Here is a 19,532-nt window from a genome sequence, read left to right as displayed (position 1 = left end):
TGAGGACGAAGTTATGCGCCGGCATGCCGGCGCATATTCGTTTTGAAGATCGGACCCGCCGTGGACCAGCCAGCAAAAGCGCCGCAACAGGCACGCAAATTGCCTATTCCGCGCTGGGAATTCATCGCGCTGTGCGCGGCACTGATGGCGTTGAACTCGCTGGCCATCGACATCATGCTGCCGGCACTGCAGCAAATCGGCGCCACGCTTGGCGTTGAGAATGAAAACCACCGCCAGTATGTGATCACCGCCTATATATTGGGCTTCGGTGGCGGACAGCTTTTCTTCGGACCGATCTCGGACCGGTTCGGGCGCCGCGCGCCGCTCGTTGCCGGGCTGGCGATTTATGTCGTGGCGGCGGCAGCTGCCGCCATCGCCCCGTCATTCGCCGTCCTACTGCTGTGCCGGCTGGTGCAAGGCATCGGTGCGGCGGCGACCCGCGTCATCGCCGTCTCGATCGTGCGCGACACGTTCGACGGTCGGCGCATGGCCGAGGTGATGTCTCTGATCTTCATGGTGTTCATGGCCATCCCGGTGATCGCGCCTGGGATCGGCCAGTTCATCATGCTGTTCGCAACATGGCACTGGATCTTCGTCACCATGGCCGTCGGAGCGCTGATCGTGTCGGCGTGGTCGCTGCTGCGGCTGCCGGAGACGCTGCATCCGGAGTACCGCCGGCCGCTGACAGTCTCATCCGTCGTCGGTGGTTTCCGCATCGTGCTCACCAACCGCATGGCGCTTTGCTACGCCTTTGCCAGCACCTTCATTTTCGCCGCCATGTTCGGCTTCATCGCCTCCGCACAGCAGATCTATGTCGACATTTTTCATGTCGGCGAATTGTTTCCTGTCATCTTCGCGGGTGTCGCCGGCGTTCTCGCTTTTTCGAACTACCTCAACTCGCGCCTGGTCGGCCGCATCGGCATGCGCCGCCTGTCGCAGAGCGCACTGCTGTTGTTCCTAGTGATCAGCCTTGCCTGGCTCACCGTTTCGCTTCAAATGAAGATGCCACTCTGGCTGTTCATCACCTTCTTCGCCAGCGCGATGCTCCCGTTCGGCGCGCTCGGCGCCAATTTCAACGCGCTCGCGATGGAGCCGCTCGGCCAACTGGCGGGCACCGCGTCGTCCATCCTGGGCTTCATGCAGACTTTTCTCGGCGGCATCCTCGGCACGCTGATCGGCCAGGCCTTCAACGGCACGGTGACGCCGCTTGCCGCCGGCTTCTGCAGCGTCTCGGTCGCGGCCCTGCTGATGATCCTGATCGCCGAGCGCGGCAAGATGTTCCAGCCGCACAACCCACCCATTTCAGGGCACGTCACCGACCTGCATTGAGCAACTGTTCTGCGCTACGAGTTTTATTTGTCTCAGACCGCAGCCACCTTCAAGCGACGCGTTTCAGGATGCGCCGCCAATCACTGCCGTGAAACGAGGGAACAGCGGGCGCCCTGCGATGGCGCCACCCATGCTGTCCGAAAGAGGCATCGGCAGAGCCTTGTCGAGCGCTTCGAGCACGGATGACACAAAGACCCGGTTGAGCGAGGCATCATCTCCCATATGGGAGAAAGTGGCGCGCGGTTTGCCCATCAGCGTGCCGTTTTTGCGAATTGAGAAACTCAGCGTCAGGGTCATGCCAGCACTTCCAGGCGGCGGCTGCCAACAGGCAAAGATCGCGGAAAACATCTCGTCTATGGTATCGACGGGATCGCGACTGCCGCACGCGCGTTCCTGCGATCTTGCCTCAGTGGCGCCAGCGGCGGCCAAGGCAAGTGCAAGCGCCGTTGCAACAATTGCGGACCGATGTTTCATTTCGCAGATTCCGACTTCGCGAGAGATTGGACACTATAACAGAGCCAATATACTTGACGAAAGCCTCTACCAGCAGTTGGGCCGATTATTGCGCCCAGAGTTCCCTGCGCAACTCCTGCCAGCTTTCCTTGTCCGGGGCGACAAGAATGCCGCCGTCGATATGCGAGGGCAGATAGGCGCTGCCGTCGATCCGCGCGGTGTAGCCGCCGGCCTCGGCGTGGATCAGCACACCGACCAGATGGTCCCATGGCATCAGTTTGTTGTAGACGACGAAATGGGCATGGCCACTGGCCAGAAGACGGTATTCATGTGCCGCGCAGCGATAGCCGAACTGCGACAGGGTCTTGGTCTGGTTGCGCGCCAGGAGCGAGCGTTGCGGTTCCGCCAGATATTGCCAGGAGACGGAGCCGGTCATCTGTGAGATCGGCACGGCATCCGCGACGTGCACCGTCTCCAGCGTGCCATGCGCATGGCGGATATGGCTGCCGGCGCCTTTGGCGCCGATCAGCCAGTCCCGGCCTACGGGGTCATGGATGATACCGGCGACGGTCTCGCCCTTGACGACGACGCTCAGCATGACGCCGAACAGCGGCACGCCGGAGGCGAAGTTGAAGGTGCCATCGACCGGGTCGACGACGAAGGCGAAGTCGGCATCGCCGAGCCCCTCGAGCAGGGCCGGATTGTCGGAACAGGCTTCCTCGCCGACGATCATCGCCGTGGGATAGCGCTCGCGCAGCCTGGCCGTGATCAGCCGCTCGGCGTTGATGTCGGCCTCGGTCACCAGATCGGCGGCCGAGGTCTTCTGCCTGATGTCGCCCTCGCCCAGCCGGCGAAAGCGTGGCATGATTTCGGCCCTGGCTGCATCGGCGAGAAGCTCGGCCAGCCAGTCGATCGCTTGGTCGTCAAATATCATCGGAAATGTCTTGTCCTGTGCTGAGGCTGCCATTGAGGGCGGCAAAGTCGAACAGCTTTCTGTCGAGCAGATGCGACGGCCTGGTGTTGGACAGCGCGCGCAGCATCGTATCCTTGCGGCCCGGCATGCGCTTTTCCATATCGTCCAGCATCGCCTTCATGGCGTTGCGCTGCAGGCCTTCCTGGCTGCCGCAGAGATCGCAGGGAATGATCGGGAATTTCATAGCGGCCGCGAATTTTTCCAGATCGACCTCGGCGCAGTAGCTCAGCGGCCGCAGCACCATGACGTCGCCGTCGTCATTGAGCAGCTTTGGCGGCATGGCGGCAAGGCGGCCGCCATGGAATAGATTCATGAAGAAGGTTTCGAGAATGTCCTCGCGGTGGTGGCCGAGCACCAGCGCCGAACAGCCCTCCTCGCGCGCGATGCGATAGAGATGGCCGCGCCGCAGCCGCGAGCACAGCGAGCAATAGGTGCTGCCCTGAGGCAGCTTGTCGGTGACCACCGAATAGGTGTCCTGATACTCGATGCGATGGGCGATGCCATGCGCATCGAGGTAATCGGGCAAAATGTGCTTCGGGAAATTCGGCTGACCCTGGTCGAGATTGCAGGCCAGCAGCTCGACCGGCAGCAGCCCGCGCCATTTGAGATCGAGCAGCACGGCCAGCAGCCCGTAGGAATCCTTGCCGCCGGACAAGGCCACCAGCCAGCGGTCGCCGGGCCTCGCCATGGCGAAATCCTCGACCGCCTGACGGGTCAACCGCAACAGCCGCTTACGCAGTTTGTTGAACTCGACCGATGACGGCACGTCGGCAAACAGCGGATGGAAGCCGCCTTCAGCAATCGGTTCAACTGTTTCGATGTCTGCCAGCATGTTCATGGCTTGTCGCTTTCCATAGCCGAGAGTGCCGGATTAGCGGACATGGCCGACAAAGAAAAGGCCGCCTCGACGGGCGGCCCTTTCCGGTATCGCAGAAAGCGATCGCTTAGCGCGAATAGAATTCGACGACCAGGTTCGGCTCCATCTGCACGGCGAACGGAACGTCGGCCAGGCCGGGGATGCGCGAGAAGGTCGCGACCATCTTGTTGTGATCGACTTCGATATAGTCCGGCACGTCGCGCTCGGCGAGGCCGACCGCTTCCAGCACGATGACCAGCTGCTTCGACTTTTCGCGCACTTCGACGACGTCGCCCGGCTTGCAACGGTACGAGCCGATGTTGACGCGCTTGCCGTTGACGTTGACGTGGCCGTGGTTGACGAACTGGCGAGCCGCGAAAATGGTGGGCACGAACTTGGAGCGGTAGACGACCGCGTCGAGACGCGACTCGAGCAGGCCGATCAGGTTCTCGGAGGTGTCGCCCTTGCGGCGATCAGCCTCTTCATAGACCTTGCGGAACTGCTTTTCGGAGACATCACCATAGTGACCCTTCAGCTTCTGCTTGGCGCGCAGCTGCAGGCCGAAATCGGAAAGCTTGCCCTTGCGGCGCTGGCCGTGCTGGCCGGGGCCGTATTCACGCTTGTTGACCGGGGACTTCGGGCGGCCCCAGATGTTTTCGCCGAGACGGCGGTCGATCTTGTACTTCGCGGATTCGCGCTTGCTCATCGCATTCCCTTTCAAAACAAACCACCCGGAGCCTCATGGTCCGGGTGAAGGAAACGCGCCCTCCTCTGGCCTCCGTTTTCGAGGCCTGACAGGGTTTTCCCACGCAACGCGGCGGAAAACCCACGGGACACGTCAGTCTAGACAAAACCCAGGAAACGATAAACCTGCTTTCCCGGGCTTGCCATGCAAAAGAAACAACCGGGCATTGCGGCCCGGTGTTGGTGCGCTCGTTAAACGGAGATTTGAGCAGAGTCAAGCGCGTCGCTGGCGCTGGGCCCGGCAACCATATCACGTCTTTGGCGTTGAGTGCCGTGCCGGATGCGGCGGGAGGTTGTTGCGCCGACGGCATTTAGGAAGGGACTGGAGCCAAAGGAGCCCGAAGTCGCATGAAGAAGTTTTTCCTCTCGTTGGTCGGTGCAGCCGTCCTGGCCGGGACGATGTCGATCGCCGTGCCCGAGCCAGCGATGGCCAAGCATTGGCAGGGCCACAAGCATCGTCAGACCTGCCATGTCGTGGTGAAGAAGAAGGTCATCTGGCGGCATGGCCACAAGAAGGTCATCCGCTACAAGGTGAAGCGCTGCTGGTGACGTCAGGGGTTTCGGGCTTGGCCTGAACCGAAGAAGCCCGTGGTTTCGGCCACGGGCTTTGTTTATCGACTCGGTTCAAGGTTTCAGTCTGCCGATTTCTTCTCCGGCAGGCCTTTGCGCTTGGTCTCTGCGAATTCCTCGAGCTGTTTTTCGCTCATCGAATTGTACATCGACTTCGACGCGCCTTGAAGTTCGCTCTTCCTGGTCTCGCCGCGCTTGGCCGACAGGGCTGCGCCAGCGGCCTTTTGCTGTGCTTTTGAGGTTGCAGGCATATCGGCTCCTCCTTTGCTGCCAGAGGAAGAAACGTTGCGCTCCGGCGACGGTTCCAGCGCTGGCGGTCAACTTCCGTTCCGCGCTCATGCCTGCCCATGGTCGGCCGGCACTGCCGGCAAAACCACCTTCCCGTGCCCGCAACGCCGGTGTAGGACGGCGCCATGAAATCGTTGAACGATCCCTCGCAGGCACTCGCCACCGGCCTCGCGAAAATCCGCACCGAGTTCCATGTGCCGGAGGCATTTCCCCCTGATGTAATGGCCATGGCACAGACGGCGGCCAGGCGCGTGCCCGACCAGCATGCCGACCGCACGGCGATGCCTTTCGTGACGCTCGATCCCGCGGCTTCCACCGATCTTGACCAAGCGTTTTCGATCGAAGCGAGCGGTAGCGACCTTCTGTTGCACTATGCGATTGCCGACGTAGCCTGGTTCGTCGCGGACGGCGACGCGGTGGATCGCGAAGCCTGGGCGCGGGGCGAAACCCTGTATTTGCCGGACGGCAAGGCCGGGCTCTATCCCCGGGTCATTGCCGAGGGCGCCGCGAGCTTGCTGCCCGGCGCTCCGCGTCCGGCTGTCATCTTCACGGTCCGGATTGCCGAGGACGGAGCGGTAAGGCTGGATGGCGCGGAGCGGGCAATCATTCAAAGCCGCGCCAAGCTCGGCTATGACAGCGTGCAGGCCGCCGACGTCCCAGTCGGCTTCGCCGAAATCGCGCGGCGCATGGCGGCGGCCGAAGACCGTCGCGGCGCTTCGCGCGTCGACCCGCCCGAGCAGGAGGTGGAACAGCTTGCCGATGGCACATTCCAGCTTGCGTTCAGACCGCTGCTGCAATCCGAGCAAGACAACGCAGCACTTTCGCTGGCCGCCAACATGGCGATTGCCGACGCCATGCTGGCACACCGGACCGGCTTGTTCCGGGTGATGGCGCCGCCCGATGCTTCCAAAGTACAAAGACTGCGCAGCGCGGCACGGGCCTTAGGCCTGTCCTGGCCTCCTTCGACCAGCCTGTCCGACTATCAGCGAACCCTCGATCCGACCAACATGCAACAGGCAGCGCTGATGCTGGAAATCCGCCGCGCCGGCTCCGGTGCGTCCTACCAACCCTATGAAGAAGGCGTTGTCCCCTGGCACGAGGCGATGGCCGCGACCTATGCCCACGCCACCGCACCCCTGAGGCGGCTGGCCGATCGCTATGTCGTGCGCTGCGTGCTGGCCATCGTCAACGGCCAGCCGGTGCCGCAAGCCGTTACCGAGGCGTTTTCCGGACTGCCAAAGGTGATGGGCCGCGCAGGCGCCCGCGCCTCGCAGATCAACCACGCGGCCATCGACCTTGCCGAGGCGGTGATGCTGAGGGGGCGCGTGGGTGAAACATTCAAGGCCGTCGTCACCGACGTCGGTGATCAGCGTGCGCGCGTTCAGCTCTCGGACATGCCTGTCGTTGCGAATGTGAAGGCCTCAGGGTTCAGGCAGGGCGATGGCCTGACGCTAAGGCTTGTTTCGGCCGATCCGGATCGGCGCGTCATTGTCTTCGAACCTGTCTAAAGCGCGTCGGCGACGCGCTTTGGTTTTTTTGTTTTTTGCATGTCGTTGTCCCAAAACCGCTGCGCACTTTTGGGCGACATGCATTAGCGCGCGCTCAATCCAAAACCCTGCATCAGCCGGCTGATGGCGAAATCCGCCTTTCCCGAGGTAAAGACGGCGATGTCGGGCTCGCTTTGCGGCAATGGCCCGTCGACAGCCGGAAGCAGCGACAGAGCACGCCGCGCAATCGCCTCGGCCGGGTCGATCCAGTCGACCGGCCAGGGCGCGGTCTTGCGCATGCGATTGGCCAGGAACGGATAGTGCGTGCAGGCGAGCACGACGATGTCCGTGCGCAAATCGTCATGCTGGACGAAACACGGTGCGATCTCGGCACGCACGGCCTCCTCGTCGACAAAGCCCTCGCGCATGTAGGCCTCGGCCAGTCCGGCCAGATTGTTGCTGCCGACCAGCCGGACATGGCATTTCTGCGCCCATTTGCCGATCAGGTCGCGCGTGTACTGGCGCTTCACCGTGCCCGGCGTCGCCAGCACCGAGACCAGCCCGGACCGGGTGCGCTCGGCAGCCGGCTTGATTGCCGGCACCGTGCCGACAAAGGGATGGCCAGGGAATTTTTCCCGCAACGCATCGATCACCAGCGTCGAAGCGGTATTGCAGGCGACGACCGAAATTTCCGGATCAAAACGGTCGAGCAGCTTGGCGAAGAGCTCGACTATATGGGCCTGCAGCGCCGGCTCTTCCCAGGCGCCGTAGGGAAAGGCCTTGTCATCGGCGACGTAGACGAAGCGCCGGTCGGGCATCAGCACGCGCGCTTCGCGCAGCACGGTCAATCCGCCAACGCCGGAATCGAACATCAGTATCGGACGGTGGCTCATTGATATCGGACCATGAAAGAGGCTGGATCAGAAGGCTTGGCGGTCATTGGCCAATGCCGTTCTATCTGCAACCATCATGGTCTTGAAGTGGCGAATGTTAGCAACTTCCACGCAAAGCCGGCGAAGACGACCTTGCCTCGGCTGCTCTAGAGCCCGCGCTTGCCGAAGCCGGCGGGCCGCGGACGGCCCAGAGGCTGGGCGGACGGCACCGAGCGCGTGGCCGGTGTGGCGTTGCGCATAGAAGACTGTGCCGCGCTGCTGGCCATCCGGCTGGATGCCGCAGGCATGGGCGTATCGCCATCGAAATCGAAAACCGATGTCAGTTCGTCGATATTGATGCCCGCCACCGGCTTAGCCACCAGAATCGTGCACCAAAGGCCAAAGATCGACAGCGCAAGCAGGTTCAAACCGCTGGACGTGCTTTCCGGATTGTTGAAATCGATGACCAGCAGCGTGCCTGCCTGCAGAAAGGCGTAGATGGCGCAGAACACGATGTAGGACCACAGGATCCAGGCTTTGCCGTTGGCGTCGCGGCTGCGTCGCCAGGCGATGTTGGCACGCATGACCACAGCCAGGAGGGAAACGATCAGAACCGCGCTTGCCATCCCTTGCCGCGATGGACCGGGCGCCGAGTTGACCAGCCCCTCAAAGCCGATCGTGCCAACGATGCACAGCACGGCAAGAACGGCCTCGAGCAGGGCTACGCCGAGGGAATAGAAGAAGAAGCGCATACGGCCGATTTTGGACGTGAACATCTGCCACCCCACCGTTTTGACAACAATGGATGATAAGCAAATAAAATTCGGTTACTTCAGCCGTTCGAAGCTTAGCGATTTCTAATCTTCTTTATCTGCCTGGGGTTTTCGCGCAGCGGCCGGCAAACGCCTTGGATCGTCTCCCGGCGAGCCGTCACCGCGCGGCATGGCCGGCGAAAACCGGTCGAGCGACGAGATGATGCCGCGCAGCACTTTCAGTTCCGGCTCGGCGAAACCGGCGCGCGTCAAGACGGCGCGCAGATTGTCGACCATCTTGGGTTTCTTGGGCGCCGGGCGGAAATAACCGCGCGCTTCGAGCGCGCCTTCGAGATAGGCAAACAGGCCGTGCAACTCTTCCTTGCTCGCCGGCTTCATTTCAGGACTGGAGAAATTAGTCGCCGTCTCGTCCTCCAGGCCGGATTTCATCCATTCATAGGACATCAACAGCACGGCCTGGGCGATGTTGAGCGACGAAAAGCCGGGATCGACCGGAAAGGTGACGATCTCGTCGGCCAGCCCGACCTCGTCATTGTAGAGCCCAAAACGCTCGCGGCCGAACAAGATGCCGGTGCGCAGGCCGGCCATCTGACGCGCCCTCAGCGCCCTGCCCGCCTCGACCGGACCACGCACGGGTTTGAAGCCGTCGCGCTCCCGCGCCGTGGTGGCGAAGACGAAGTTGAGGTCGGCGACGGCGGACGCCAGATCGCCGAACACTGTTACGGAATCGATGACATGGTCGGCGCGGCTGGCGGCGGCGCGCGCCTTCTCGCTCGGCCAGCCGTCACGCGGGTTGACCAGTCTCAGTTCGGCAAGGCCGAAATTGGCCATGGCGCGCGCAACCATGCCGATATTCTCGCCGAGCTGCGGCTCGACCAGGATGATCGCCGGCCCGGCGGCGGATGCGTTTTCAGGATGATCGACGGCGGACATGATCTCAATGAACTGCTGTTTGCGGCATTTCAGCGTTCCCTGCCACATCCGCTCGGCAAAATGAAGCTTTTGCAAAACACCGGTCGCGGCACAGACGACCCATTCTGCACGGATCGGCGTTTGCGCGGCCAAATAGGCTTTGATATACGCTCCGCATCCCCGGCCGAAGCCATGCGGGCAAGGCCGTTTAGTTCCCCAAAAGCGAGGCATTCTTTTCATGGCGAAGATCAAGGTGGCGAACCCGGTCGTCGAGCTCGACGGCGACGAGATGACCCGCATCATCTGGCAGTTCATCAAGGACAAGCTGATTCACCCTTATCTCGACCTGAAGCTCGAATATTACGACCTCGGCGTCGAGCACCGCGACGCCACCAACGACCAGGTGACCATCGATTCGGCCAATGCCATCAAGAAATGGGGCGTCGGTGTGAAATGCGCGACGATCACGCCCGACGAGCAGCGCGTCGAGGAATTCAAGCTGAAGAAGATGTGGAAGTCGCCCAACGGCACCATCCGTAACATTCTCGGCGGTACCATTTTCCGCGAACCGATCATCATGAAGAACGTGCCGCGTCTCGTGCCGGGATGGACCAAGCCGATCATCGTCGGCCGTCATGCCTTCGGCGACCAGTATCGCGCCACCGACTTCCGCTTCCCCGGCAAGGGCAAGCTGACCATCAAGTTCGTCGGCGAGGACGGCAAGGTGATCGAGCACGACGTGTACGACGCACCCGGCGCCGGTGTTGCCATGGCGATGTACAATCTCGACGACTCCATCCGCGAATTCGCCCGCGCCTCGCTGAATTACGGCCTGCTGCGCAATTATCCGGTTTATCTCTCGACCAAGAACACCATCCTCAAAGCCTATGATGGCCGCTTCAAGGACATTTTCCAGGAGGTCTACGAGGCTGAATTCGAGGCCGAGTTCAAGGCGAAGAAGCTGTGGTACGAGCACCGGCTGATCGACGACATGGTGGCCTCCGCCCTGAAATGGTCTGGCGGCTACGTCTGGGCCTGCAAGAATTATGACGGCGACGTCCAGTCCGACACGGTGGCGCAAGGTTTTGGCTCGCTTGGCCTGATGACCTCCGTGCTGATGACGCCGGATGGCAAGACGGTGGAAGCGGAGGCCGCGCACGGCACCGTGACGCGCCACTATCGCCAGCACCAGAAGGGCGAGGAAACCTCGACCAATTCGATCGCCTCGATCTTCGCCTGGACGCGCGGCCTCGCCCACCGCGCCAAGCTCGACGATAATGCCGAGTTGAAGCGATTTGCCGACACGCTGGAGAAGGTCTGCATCCAGACGGTTGAGAGCGGCTTCATGACCAAGGACCTGTCGCTCTTGATCGGTCCCGACCAACCATGGCTGTCGACCACCGGCTTCCTCGACAAGATCGACGAGAATTTGCAGAAGGCGATGGCGTAAGCCGGCAGCCATGGCCAAGCCGGTCGTCTACGGGGCGGACTACAGCGTCTATGTGCGCATCGTCCGCCTCGTGCTGGCGGAAAAAGGCATCGACTACGACCTTGTGCCGGTCGATGTCTTTGCCGCCGAGGGCACTCCCGCCTGGTACTTCGAGCATCACCCTTTCGGCCGCATTCCGGCCGTCGAGCATGACGGGTTTCGCCTGTTCGAAACCAGCGCAATCGCCCGCTATGTCGACGAGGCGTTCGACGGCCCGGCACTGCAGCCAAAAGACGCCCGCACCCGCGCAACGATGAACCAGATCATCGGCATGCTCGACGCCTATGCCTACAGATCGATGGTCTGGGACGTCGCCGTCGAGCGGCTTGAGAAGGAAGCGCCAGACGAGGCACTGGTCGCCAACGGGCTGCGCCAGGCGGAAACGGTGCTGCGGGTGCTCACCGCACTCAAGCCTCCCGGGCCGTGGCTGCTCGGCGACCAGCTGACGCTGGCCGACCTGCATGCGGCATCCATCATCGCCTATTTCGTCAAGGTCGCCGACGGGCAAAAGCTGCTTGCGGCGTTCGCCGACATCCAGGCCTGGTGGGACGGCATCGCAAAACGTCCGAGCCTGGCGGCGGGCTGATATGGGTTCGGGCCATGGCTGACCCATCTCGCCAGGACGCGCTCACCATCGCCAGAATTGTCAGGGTCAACCACGCCGGTGAGTTCGGTGCGATCAGGATCTATTCGGCGCAGATTCTTGTCGCCAGGCGCTTCTGGCCGGATTGCGTGCCATCCTTGTCGGAGATGCTCGGGCACGAGCGCACGCATTGCGCCGCCTTCCGTGCCGCCATGCCGGCGCGGAAGGCGCGACCGTGCCGGGTGATGCAATTCTGGAGCTGGGGTGGCTGGCTGCTGGGTTCTGTCACCGCCCTGCTCGGTCCGCAAGGCATCTGGGCCTGCACGGCGGCGGTTGAAGCGGCGGTGCATCGCCATCTGGACGATCAGCTGTTTTTCCTCGCCAATCGCGACCACGACTTGCAAGGCATCATCCTGGCGATCCGCGAGGAAGAGCTCGCCCATCTCCATCACGCCGAAGAGCAGCTGAAATCGCCCGGCCCGGCGCTGAACTTTTTACGGTCGCTGATTTCGATCGCCACGGACGTGCTGATCTGGCTGTCCACCTGGGGCGATTCCAGCAGAATGACGCGCGCCCTGAAGGCGGCGAAAAGAACTAGACTAGCTAGACGGACCGTCTAAGAGCTGATTGCCGGCTTGCCACTATCAGCCACAGAATGGCAAGCACGGCGGCGAAGGCCGGAAAGCCGCACACGAACCAGATACGACATAGGGTGGCTTTCAGGCTGCCTCCAGCGCCGCCCTCACCGCGGCGATCGCATCATTGGCCTTCGAGGCGTCCGGACCGCCGGCTTGCGCCATGTCGGGCCGTCCGCCGCCGCCCTGCCCGCCCAATGCGGCCGAGGCAACGCGCACCAGATCGACAGCGCTGAAGCGGCCGACGAGATCGTCCGTCACGGCGACCACGACGCTTGCCTTGTTGTCTTCGCCCGCACCGACGAAGACGACGACGCCGGAGCCGAGCGATGTCTTGCCGGCATCGGCCAGCGGCTTCAAATCCTTCGGCGACACGCCGGAAACCGCTTTGCCGAGGAAGCCGATACCGGCGACGGTTTCGGTGGTGGCCGGAGCATCGGCCGCGGCACCACCGCCCAGCGCGAGTTTCTTGCGCGCTTCGCTCAGCTCCTTCTCGAGCTTCTTGCGCTCCTCGAGCAGCGTCTCGACACGCGCCGGCACGTCGGCCGGCGAGATCTTCAGCACGGCCGCAGTTGCCTTCAGGCGCCTGTCCTGCTCATCGAGATGTTTGCGCGCGGCTTCGCCGGTCAGCGCCTCGATGCGGCGCACGCCGGCGGCGACCGCGCTGTCGGAGACGACACGGACCAGGCCGATATCGCCGGTCGCCCGGACATGGGTGCCGCCACAAAGTTCGACGGAATAGGGTCTATTGGCCTTGGCGCCATGCACGCCGGTGCCCATCGAGACGACACGCACCTCGTCACCATATTTCTCGCCGAACAGCGCCATGGCGCCCTCGGCAATGGCGTCATCGACCGACATCAGGCGCGTCGTCACCGGGCTGTTCTGGACGACGATTTCGTTGGCCATGCGCTCGACCTCTTCGAGATCTTCGGCCGAGATCGGCTTGTTGTGCGAGATGTCGAAGCGCAGGCGCTCGGGCGCGACCAGCGAACCTTTCTGCGCGACATGGGTGCCCAGCACCTCGCGCAGCGCCTCATGGATCAGATGCGTTGCCGAATGGTTGGCACGCAGCCGGGTGCGGCGCGCATGGTCAACCTTCAGCTCGACGGCTGCACCTGGCTTGACCGTGCCGTTCGTCACCTTGCCCAGATGCACGAACAGGCCGTCGGCCTTTTTCTGCGTGTCGGAAACCTCGATCGAGAAACCTTCGCCGGAGATGATGCCGGTGTCGCCCATCTGGCCGCCCGACTCGCCATAGAACGGCGTCTGGTTGACGACCACCGCCACCGCGTCGCCCTTGCCGGCGCTATCGACTGTCTTGCCGTCCTTGACCAGGGCCTGGATGAGGCCTTCCGCCTGTTCGGTCTCGTAGCCGAGGAATTCGGTGGCGCCGGCCTTCTCGCGTACAGAAAACCAGATGGTCTCGGTGGCCGCGTCGCCGGAGCCAGCCCAATGCTTGCGCGCTTCGGCCTTCTGCTGCTCCATCGCATGGGTGAAGCCGGCAAGGTCGACCGAGATGTTGCGCTGGCGCAGTGCGTCCTGCGTCAGATCGAGCGGGAAGCCGTACGTGTCATAGAGCTTGAACGCCGTCTCGCCATCCAGCATATCGCCGGCGTGCAGCGTATCTGTCGCCTCCGAGAGCAGGCCGAGGCCGCGCACCAGCGTCTTGCGGAACCTGGTCTCCTCGAGCTTCAGCGTCTCGGTAATCAGCTGTTCGCCGCGCAGCAGTTCGGGATAGGCCTGGCCCATCTCACGCACTAGCGCCGGCACCAGCTTCCACATCAACGGCTCCTTGGCGCCGAGCAACTGCGCATGGCGCATGGCGCGGCGCATGATGCGGCGCAGCACATAGCCGCGGCCTTCGTTCGACGGCAGCACGCCGTCGGCAACCAGGAAGGAGGACGAGCGCAGATGATCGGCAATGACGCGGAAGGAGGCGACCGTCTCCTTGTCCGGGCCCTGCCCGAGCGCTGACGAGGCCGCATCGATCAGATGACGGAACAGGTCGGTCTCGAAGACGCTCTCCACCCCTTGCAGGATGGAGGCCATGCGCTCCAGGCCCATGCCGGTGTCGATCGACGGCCGCGGCAGGTCGATGCGCTCATCCTTGGTGACCTGCTCATATTGCATGAACACCAGGTTCCAGAATTCAAGGAAGCGGTCGCCATCCTCCTCCGGGCTGCCGGGAGGGCCGCCCCAGATGTGCTCGCCACGGTCGATGAAGATTTCCGAGCACGGCCCGCACGGTCCGGTGTCGCCCATAGCCCAGAAATTGTCGGAGGTCGGGATGCGGATGATGCGGTCATCGGAGAAACCGGCGATCTTCTTCCAGAAGCCGGCCGCCTCGTCATCGGTGTGATAGACGGTGACCAGCAGCTTGTCCTTGTTCAGCCCGAACTCCTTGGTGATCAGGTTCCAGGCCAGTTCGATGGCGCGCTCCTTGAAATAGTCGCCGAAGGAGAAATTGCCGAGCATTTCGAAGAAGGTCAGATGGCGCGCGGTGTAGCCGACATTGTCGAGGTCGTTGTGCTTGCCGCCGGCGCGCACGCTTTTCTGCGCAGTGGTGGCGCGCGAATAGGACCGCTTCTCCAGGCCGGTGAAGACGTTCTTGAACTGCACCATGCCGGCATTGGTGAACATCAGCGTCGGGTCGTTGCGCGGCACCAGCGGGCTCGAGGCCACGACCTCGTGGCCCTCCTTGCGGAAATAGTCGAGGAATGTCGACCGGATCTCGTTCACGCCACTCATGAGTGCTGCCTTTTCGCGAAAACCGCCGGCACGGCCGGCGGACACTGGTCTCTGCTTTTTAGAAGATTGACTTGGCCTTTTAGCGGGCACGCCCCACCCTGTCCAGAAACACGGAATTGGGCCAATCCGGCAACTGCCAAGCCGGCTTCACGCTGCCCAAAAACGAAAACCGCCGGCGCGAAGGCCGGCGGTTTGAAACGCAATACTAAAGAACTCGGTTACTTAAGCATCGGATAATAGACTGGATTTATGGCCGAACTCTGGCCGTGCCCTACATGGCGCCGGATTCTTCCTCGAAGCCGTCGTCGCTTTCGCCGCGCTCGGGGCCACCATTTTCAAGAAATTTCTCGGCGATCAGCCCGGCATTCTGCCGCAGCGCAAGTTCGATCTCACGCGCCGTGTCGGGATTGTCGCGCAGGAACAGTTTGGCGTTTTCGCGACCTTGGCCGAGACGCTGCGAATTGTAGGAGAACCAGGCGCCGGACTTCTCGACCACGCCGGCCTTGACGCCGAGATCGACCAGTTCGCCGGTCTTGGAGACGCCCTCGCCATACATGATGTCGAACTCGACCACCTTGAAGGGCGGCGCCAGCTTGTTCTTGACCACCTTGACCCGGGTCTGGTTGCCGACGACCTCGTCGCGGTCCTTGACCGAGCCGATGCGGCGGATGTCGAGGCGCACCGAAGCGTAGAATTTCAGCGCGTTGCCGCCGGTCGTGGTTTCCGGCGAACCGAACATGACGCCGATCTTCATGCGGATCTGGTTGATGAAGATGACCATGGTGTTGGAGCGCGAGATCGAGGCGGTCAGCTTGCGCAGCGCCTGGCTCATCAGACGAGCCTGGAGACCGGGCAGCGAATCGCCCATCTCGCCCTCGATTTCAGCGCGCGGCGTCAGGGCGGCCACCGAATTGACCACCAGAACGTCGATGGCGCCGGAACGCACCAGCGTGTCGCAGATTTCCAGTGCCTGCTCGCCGGTGTCCGGCTGCGAGATCAAGAGGTTTTCCAGATCGACGCCGAGCTTGCGGGCATAGACCGGGTCGAGCGCATGCTCGGCATCGACGAAGGCGCAGATACCGCCCTTCTTCTGGGCTTCGGCAACTGTGTGCAGCGCCAGTGTCGTCTTGCCTGAGCTTTCCGGCCCGTAGATCTCGACAATGCGGCCGCGCGGCAGGCCACCGACGCCAAGCGCGATGTCGAGGCCAAGCGATCCGGTCGGCACGGTTTCAATCTCGACGACCTGCTCGTTGGCGCCCAGCCGCATGATCGAGCCCTTGCCGAAGGCGCGCTCGATTTGCGACAGCGCCGCGTCCAGAGCCTTTGATTTGTCCACCGCTTTGTCCTCTACAAGCCGCAAAGTATTCTGAGCCATGATACATCACCCCTTGGTCGTCAATGAAGGCCGGACAATCCGTAATCCCTGCCCTATTTGTACCTTTTTTGTTCTCGTTTGGCAAGAGGGGTCAAATATCTGAAAAGCAATCTTTATCCGGATTTGTTCTTTTTTTGTCTCATGGTTTCGTTTCCGGATGTATCCACCATTGGGCCAGGCGCTCCGGCGGTTTGGCTCCGCCCGAATCGCTGGCTTGCTTGCGAAGCTCCGTCGCACAGCCTAGCGCTTGTCTGGTTCGAATAACAAAGGTCATATCGCCTACATGGTGAAATCAGCAAAAATACTGGCGGTGGGCGGCGCCCATATCGACCGGCGCGGTCAGGTGTCCGGTGCTTACGTGCCGGCGGCGTCCAACCCCGGCACGATGCGCGAGGATGTCGGCGGCGGCGTCTTCAACGCGCTGCGCAGCCTCGTGCGGCGCGGCGTCTCGGCCTCGCTTTTGTCGGTGCGCGGCGGCGATGCCTCGGCCGAGACGGTTGCGCGCGCCATCACTGAGGCCGGCATTGCCGATCTGTCGGCGGTGTTCCTCGACCGCACCACGCCGAGCTACACGGCGCTGATCGATCGCGACGGCGAGCTGATCACCGGCTTTGCCGATATGGCGCTCTACGATTTGGCGTTCCCCAAGCAGATCCGCCGCTCCAAGGTGCGCGAGGTGGTCGCCGAGGCCGATGCGGTGCTCTGCGACGCCAATCTGCCATCAACGGCGCTGGAGCGGCTGGTGGGGCTCGCCGCCGGCAAGCCGGTGTTCGCCATCGCCATTTCGCCGGCCAAGGTGGTGCGGCTGATACCGGTGCTGAAGGAACTCGCGCAGGTCTTCATGAACCGGCGCGAGGCCATGGTGCTGGCCGGCGTCGATGCCAATGCCACCGAGCGCGAGACCGTCGACGGACTGCGCTGCAGCGGCCTCACCAGTGGCGTGGTGACGGCGGGCGACGGCCCGGTGCTGGGATTCGACGAAGCCGGCGCCTTCTCTATCCTGCCGCCGGCGCCGAGAAAAGTCGCCGACGTCACCGGCGCCGGCGACGCGCTGGCCGGCGCCACCATCGCTGCCCTGCTGCGCGGCCTGCCCCTGCGCCAGGCATTGCGCGAGGGCGTTGCCGCCGCCACGCTGGCCATTGAAAGCGCCGACGCGGTTCCGGCCTTCACGATTGCGACCTTCACCGAGGCACTGGCTCTTGTGCCCGACGCGCAGGAAATGGCATGAGGGCGGCCAATTGCCATTGCCGGAGCGCGACGTCCAAGCGGACGCGCGGATCTCCGGATCGGAGACCATCATGACACCGCAAAGCGCCCGCCCCTTCATCGACCTCCACGCGCCCGTGGCCGAGGCGCTCGCCGCTGGCCGCCCCGTCGTGGCGCTGGAAAGCACCATCATCACCCATGGCATGCCTTACCCCGACAATGGCGCCATGGCCGCCAATGTCGAAAAGATAATCCTGGACAATGGCGCGGTGCCAGCGACGATCGCCGTGGTCGCCGGCCGCATCAAGATCGGGCTTTCCGACGGCGAGCGCGAGTCGCTGGCGATGACCGGCGACGCCATGAAGCTGTCGCGCGCCGATCTCGGCTTTGCGGTGGCGCAAGGCCGCACCGGCGGCACCACGGTCGCCGCCACCATGATCGCCGCTGACATGGTCGGGATAAAGGTGTTCGCCACCGGCGGCATTGGCGGCGTCCACAAGGGCGCGGAAAAGAGCTTCGACATCTCGGCCGATCTCGACGAGTTGGCGCGCACGCCGGTCATCGTCGTCTCGGCCGGCGCCAAGGCGATTCTCGACATCGAAAAGACGCTGGAAGTGCTGGAGACGCGCGGCGTGCCGGTGATTGGCCATGGCTGCGAGACGATGCCGGCCTTCTGGTCGCGGCATTCGCCGTTCCGCGCGCCGCTGACCCTGCACAGACCGGAAGAGATCGCGCATTTCTACAAGACCAGGGCGGCACTTGGCCTGGTCGGCGGCATGCTGATCGCCAACCCGGTGCCGCAGGACGATGAAATCCCGGCCGACGAGATGGCCGGCTATATCGAGGCCGCGCAGAAGGCGGCGGAAGTGCAGAATGTGACCGGTAAGGCGGTGACGCCGTTCCTGCTGGGCAAAATCCTCGAACTGACCGGCGGCCGGAGCTTGAAGACCAACATCGCGCTGGTCGAGAACAATGCGCGGCTGGCGGCGAGGATTGCGACGGCGCTGTAGGATCGCCTACGTCGGCGGGACAGCACCCCCCTCTGGCCTGCCGGCCATCTCCCCCGCAAGGAGGGAGATTAACAGCTTAGCCGCAGGCTCCCATTTTCAACGTTGGTGATTAGCGAAGGCCAATGTGACAACTGATCTCCCCCCTTGCGGGGGAGATGTCCGGCAGGACAGAGGGGGGTGGGAAGAAACGCGGCGGTCCCGGTTCACTTCCCCGCCCTTCGTCCCGCCTCATACGCCCGGCGCGCCCACACCCTCATCTCGTCAGGATCATCAAACGCGTCGTCGGGAATGCTCCAGTACGGCATCGCGACCAGCTTGCCGTGGCGGGTGCCGGTATAGGTCCATTGCTTGCAGCCGGCGGCTTCGAAGTCGGGCGCGCTTTGCTCGTCAGCCTTGAGCAGCAATTCGCCGCGCAGCACGATGGCGACGATGACGCCGTCGAAATAGATACCCTTGCCGCCGAACAGTTTTCGGATACTGACCGGGCCGAGGCCTTCGAACAGTTCTTCGATGCGTTCATTGTCCATGCCGCAATCATGTCACCGGGCTTGCCATGGCTGCAACCAAAAACCATGCTGGCAAGTTGAGAGCCATCCGTCGGAGTTCTGTCATGCCGCTGCTGCTCAAGGGATCCTGCCGCTGCGATGCCGTCCATTTCGAGGTGGAGAGCAACACGCCGGTGCCGTTCATGCTGTGCTACTGCTCGATCTGCCGCAAGCAGCAGGGCGGCGGCGGCTTCGCCATCAATCTCGGCGCCGATTACAAGACGCTGAAAATCAAGGGCAAGCGCAATCTCGGCGTCTACCAGGCCGAGATCGCGGACGACGAGCATCCAAAGTGCGAGATTTCGACGGGCGAGCGCAATTTCTGCAAGAAGTGCGGTTCGGCGCTCTGGCTCTACGATCCGACATGGCCGGACCTGGTCCACCCCTTCGCCTCGGCAATCGACAGCGAGTTGCCGAAACCGCCGGAGAAGGTGCATCTGATGTTGAAATACAAGGCGAGTTGGGTCGAGCCGGTGATCGGCAAAAAGGACAAGGTCTTCGACGTCTATCCCGAGGAATCGATCGCCGACTGGCACAAGCGGACGAAGATGTGGGTGAAGTAAGCAGGGAGGCGCGGAGCGCGACTTCCGATGGTCAGCGCTGCCCCTCATCCGGCCCTTCGGGCCGTTCGTCATTCGAAAAGCCAAGCAATTGGCTTTTCGCCCGCTGCGCGGACCATTC

At 62.9% G+C, this 19,532-nt stretch carries 20 protein-coding genes; 9 read left to right on the top strand and 11 right to left on the bottom strand.

The genetic code is table 11. The annotated features are described in order from the left end of the window. The first annotated feature begins 60 nt into the window (after positions 1-60). Complete coding sequence (locus AC3EMP_RS19890; protein ID WP_023684881.1) at positions 61-1,329, top strand: multidrug effflux MFS transporter; 1,269 nt, start codon at positions 61-63, stop codon at positions 1,327-1,329. A gap of 63 nt (positions 1,330-1,392) precedes the next feature. On the opposite strand, the gene AC3EMP_RS19885 is transcribed toward AC3EMP_RS19890, so the two are convergent. The 4 genes from AC3EMP_RS19885 to rpsD all read right to left on the bottom strand — a co-directional run bounded on the left by AC3EMP_RS19885 (position 1,393) and on the right by rpsD (position 4,317). Then, a complete protein-coding gene (locus tag AC3EMP_RS19885; protein WP_023669104.1) occupies positions 1,393-1,803 on the bottom strand; it encodes a hypothetical protein in 411 nt (136 codons plus the stop codon). An 85-nt stretch (positions 1,804-1,888) separates the two neighbouring features. Then, on the bottom strand, positions 1,889-2,716 hold the full coding sequence (locus AC3EMP_RS19880; protein ID WP_023750763.1) for an inositol monophosphatase family protein: 828 nt from the start codon (positions 2,714-2,716) through the stop codon (positions 1,889-1,891). Next, positions 2,706-3,593 (bottom strand): tRNA 2-thiocytidine(32) synthetase TtcA, encoded by an 888-nt coding sequence (ttcA, locus tag AC3EMP_RS19875; RefSeq protein WP_023669106.1) that lies wholly within the window; start codon positions 3,591-3,593, stop codon positions 2,706-2,708. The genes AC3EMP_RS19880 and ttcA overlap by 11 nt, the downstream gene beginning before the upstream one ends. 106 nt (positions 3,594-3,699) lie before the next feature. Beyond that, entirely contained in the window at positions 3,700-4,317 is a 618-nt protein-coding gene (gene rpsD / locus AC3EMP_RS19870; RefSeq protein ID WP_023669107.1) for a 30S ribosomal protein S4, read from the bottom strand. Between the two features lie 386 nt (positions 4,318-4,703). On the opposite strand from rpsD, the gene AC3EMP_RS19865 reads away from it, so the two are divergent. Beyond that, positions 4,704-4,904 carry a hypothetical protein gene (locus tag AC3EMP_RS19865; protein WP_023690200.1) on the top strand — a complete coding sequence of 67 codons (201 nt, stop codon included), beginning with the start codon at positions 4,704-4,706 and terminating at the stop codon, positions 4,902-4,904. Positions 4,905-4,987: 83 nt separating this feature from the next. Here the strand turns inward: AC3EMP_RS19865 and AC3EMP_RS19860 are convergent, their stop codons facing one another. Next, the gene (locus AC3EMP_RS19860; protein WP_023684876.1) at positions 4,988-5,176 is read right to left on the bottom strand and encodes a DUF3008 family protein; all 189 of its coding nucleotides are present in this window, start codon (positions 5,174-5,176) and stop codon (positions 4,988-4,990) included. A gap of 162 nt (positions 5,177-5,338) precedes the next feature. Here AC3EMP_RS19860 and AC3EMP_RS19855 point away from each other — a divergent pair, with 162 nt between their 5' ends. Then, positions 5,339-6,721: an RNB domain-containing ribonuclease gene (locus tag AC3EMP_RS19855; RefSeq protein ID WP_352712456.1), complete on the top strand. Its 1,383-nt coding sequence runs from the start codon at positions 5,339-5,341 to the stop codon at positions 6,719-6,721. Between the two features lie 83 nt (positions 6,722-6,804). On the opposite strand, the gene murI is transcribed toward AC3EMP_RS19855, so the two are convergent. From murI to AC3EMP_RS19840, 3 genes are all read right to left on the bottom strand, one after another. Further along, positions 6,805-7,593 carry a glutamate racemase gene (murI, locus tag AC3EMP_RS19850; RefSeq protein ID WP_023684874.1) on the bottom strand — a complete coding sequence of 263 codons (789 nt, stop codon included), beginning with the start codon at positions 7,591-7,593 and terminating at the stop codon, positions 6,805-6,807. A gap of 146 nt (positions 7,594-7,739) precedes the next feature. Then, the gene (locus AC3EMP_RS19845; protein WP_488494660.1) at positions 7,740-8,348 is read right to left on the bottom strand and encodes a DUF805 domain-containing protein; all 609 of its coding nucleotides are present in this window, start codon (positions 8,346-8,348) and stop codon (positions 7,740-7,742) included. Positions 8,349-8,429: 81 nt separating this feature from the next. Next, positions 8,430-9,278: an RNA methyltransferase gene (locus AC3EMP_RS19840; RefSeq protein ID WP_031239313.1), complete on the bottom strand. Its 849-nt coding sequence runs from the start codon at positions 9,276-9,278 to the stop codon at positions 8,430-8,432. A gap of 217 nt (positions 9,279-9,495) precedes the next feature. On the opposite strand from AC3EMP_RS19840, the gene AC3EMP_RS19835 reads away from it, so the two are divergent. The 3 genes from AC3EMP_RS19835 to AC3EMP_RS19825 are packed head-to-tail and all read left to right on the top strand — an operon-like array spanning position 9,496 to position 11,949. Then, positions 9,496-10,707 carry an NADP-dependent isocitrate dehydrogenase gene (locus AC3EMP_RS19835; protein WP_023669114.1) on the top strand — a complete coding sequence of 404 codons (1,212 nt, stop codon included), beginning with the start codon at positions 9,496-9,498 and terminating at the stop codon, positions 10,705-10,707. A gap of 10 nt (positions 10,708-10,717) precedes the next feature. Further along, positions 10,718-11,332, top strand: a complete 615-nt coding sequence (locus AC3EMP_RS19830) for a glutathione S-transferase family protein (RefSeq protein WP_023684871.1) — start codon at positions 10,718-10,720, stop codon at positions 11,330-11,332. 14 nt (positions 11,333-11,346) lie between these two features. After that, positions 11,347-11,949 (top strand): demethoxyubiquinone hydroxylase family protein, encoded by a 603-nt coding sequence (locus tag AC3EMP_RS19825; protein ID WP_023684870.1) that lies wholly within the window; start codon positions 11,347-11,349, stop codon positions 11,947-11,949. Between the two features lie 99 nt (positions 11,950-12,048). Here AC3EMP_RS19825 and alaS read toward each other — a convergent pair whose 3' ends face one another. Further along, the gene (gene alaS / locus AC3EMP_RS19820; RefSeq protein WP_286461055.1) at positions 12,049-14,715 is read right to left on the bottom strand and encodes an alanine--tRNA ligase; all 2,667 of its coding nucleotides are present in this window, start codon (positions 14,713-14,715) and stop codon (positions 12,049-12,051) included. A gap of 271 nt (positions 14,716-14,986) precedes the next feature. After that, positions 14,987-16,090 carry a recombinase RecA gene (recA, locus tag AC3EMP_RS19815; protein WP_488494659.1) on the bottom strand — a complete coding sequence of 368 codons (1,104 nt, stop codon included), beginning with the start codon at positions 16,088-16,090 and terminating at the stop codon, positions 14,987-14,989. A 283-nt stretch (positions 16,091-16,373) separates the two neighbouring features. Between recA and AC3EMP_RS19810 the strand changes: the two genes are divergently transcribed. Continuing rightward, entirely contained in the window at positions 16,374-17,318 is a 945-nt protein-coding gene (locus AC3EMP_RS19810; protein ID WP_023684867.1) for a carbohydrate kinase family protein, read from the top strand. Positions 17,319-17,388: 70 nt separating this feature from the next. Next, on the top strand, positions 17,389-18,306 hold the full coding sequence (locus AC3EMP_RS19805; RefSeq protein WP_023748562.1) for a pseudouridine-5'-phosphate glycosidase: 918 nt from the start codon (positions 17,389-17,391) through the stop codon (positions 18,304-18,306). A 203-nt stretch (positions 18,307-18,509) separates the two neighbouring features. Here AC3EMP_RS19805 and AC3EMP_RS19800 read toward each other — a convergent pair whose 3' ends face one another. Then, complete coding sequence (locus tag AC3EMP_RS19800) at positions 18,510-18,833, bottom strand: TfoX/Sxy family protein (protein ID WP_023669120.1); 324 nt, start codon at positions 18,831-18,833, stop codon at positions 18,510-18,512. An 83-nt stretch (positions 18,834-18,916) separates the two neighbouring features. Here AC3EMP_RS19800 and AC3EMP_RS19795 point away from each other — a divergent pair, with 83 nt between their 5' ends. Beyond that, positions 18,917-19,414, top strand: a complete 498-nt coding sequence (locus AC3EMP_RS19795; RefSeq protein ID WP_023697559.1) for a GFA family protein — start codon at positions 18,917-18,919, stop codon at positions 19,412-19,414. The last annotated feature ends 118 nt before the right edge of the window (positions 19,415-19,532 follow it).

This window comes from Mesorhizobium sp. P160219 (assembly GCF_057786095.1).
This window is presented reverse-complemented; position numbering and strand designations above follow the sequence as displayed.

Bases quoted from the DNA above. Each gene is read 5' to 3' on its own strand.
- AC3EMP_RS19860 (WP_023684876.1), bottom strand. From the start codon at position 5,176: ATGCCTGCAACCTCAAAAGCACAGCAAAAGGCCGCTGGCGCAGCCCTG.
- AC3EMP_RS19835 (WP_023669114.1), top strand. From the start codon at position 9,496: ATGGCGAAGATCAAGGTGGCGAACCCGGTCGTCGAGCTCGACGGCGAC.
- AC3EMP_RS19880 (WP_023750763.1), bottom strand. From the start codon at position 2,716: ATGATATTTGACGACCAAGCGATCGACTGGCTGGCCGAGCTTCTCGCC.
- AC3EMP_RS19845 (WP_488494660.1), bottom strand. From the start codon at position 8,348: ATGTTCACGTCCAAAATCGGCCGTATGCGCTTCTTCTTCTATTCCCTC.
- AC3EMP_RS19800 (WP_023669120.1), bottom strand. From the start codon at position 18,833: ATGGACAATGAACGCATCGAAGAACTGTTCGAAGGCCTCGGCCCGGTC.
- rpsD (WP_023669107.1), bottom strand. From the start codon at position 4,317: ATGAGCAAGCGCGAATCCGCGAAGTACAAGATCGACCGCCGTCTCGGC.
- AC3EMP_RS19840 (WP_031239313.1), bottom strand. From the start codon at position 9,278: ATGTCCGCCGTCGATCATCCTGAAAACGCATCCGCCGCCGGGCCGGCG.
- recA (WP_488494659.1), bottom strand. From the start codon at position 16,090: ATGGCTCAGAATACTTTGCGGCTTGTAGAGGACAAAGCGGTGGACAAA.
- AC3EMP_RS19825 (WP_023684870.1), top strand. From the start codon at position 11,347: ATGGCTGACCCATCTCGCCAGGACGCGCTCACCATCGCCAGAATTGTC.
- AC3EMP_RS19805 (WP_023748562.1), top strand. From the start codon at position 17,389: ATGACACCGCAAAGCGCCCGCCCCTTCATCGACCTCCACGCGCCCGTG.
- alaS (WP_286461055.1), bottom strand. From the start codon at position 14,715: ATGAGTGGCGTGAACGAGATCCGGTCGACATTCCTCGACTATTTCCGC.
- AC3EMP_RS19865 (WP_023690200.1), top strand. From the start codon at position 4,704: ATGAAGAAGTTTTTCCTCTCGTTGGTCGGTGCAGCCGTCCTGGCCGGG.
- AC3EMP_RS19795 (WP_023697559.1), top strand. From the start codon at position 18,917: ATGCCGCTGCTGCTCAAGGGATCCTGCCGCTGCGATGCCGTCCATTTC.
- ttcA (WP_023669106.1), bottom strand. From the start codon at position 3,593: ATGAACATGCTGGCAGACATCGAAACAGTTGAACCGATTGCTGAAGGC.
- AC3EMP_RS19885 (WP_023669104.1), bottom strand. From the start codon at position 1,803: ATGAAACATCGGTCCGCAATTGTTGCAACGGCGCTTGCACTTGCCTTG.
- AC3EMP_RS19855 (WP_352712456.1), top strand. From the start codon at position 5,339: ATGAAATCGTTGAACGATCCCTCGCAGGCACTCGCCACCGGCCTCGCG.
- murI (WP_023684874.1), bottom strand. From the start codon at position 7,593: ATGAGCCACCGTCCGATACTGATGTTCGATTCCGGCGTTGGCGGATTG.
- AC3EMP_RS19830 (WP_023684871.1), top strand. From the start codon at position 10,718: ATGGCCAAGCCGGTCGTCTACGGGGCGGACTACAGCGTCTATGTGCGC.
- AC3EMP_RS19810 (WP_023684867.1), top strand. From the start codon at position 16,374: ATGGTGAAATCAGCAAAAATACTGGCGGTGGGCGGCGCCCATATCGAC.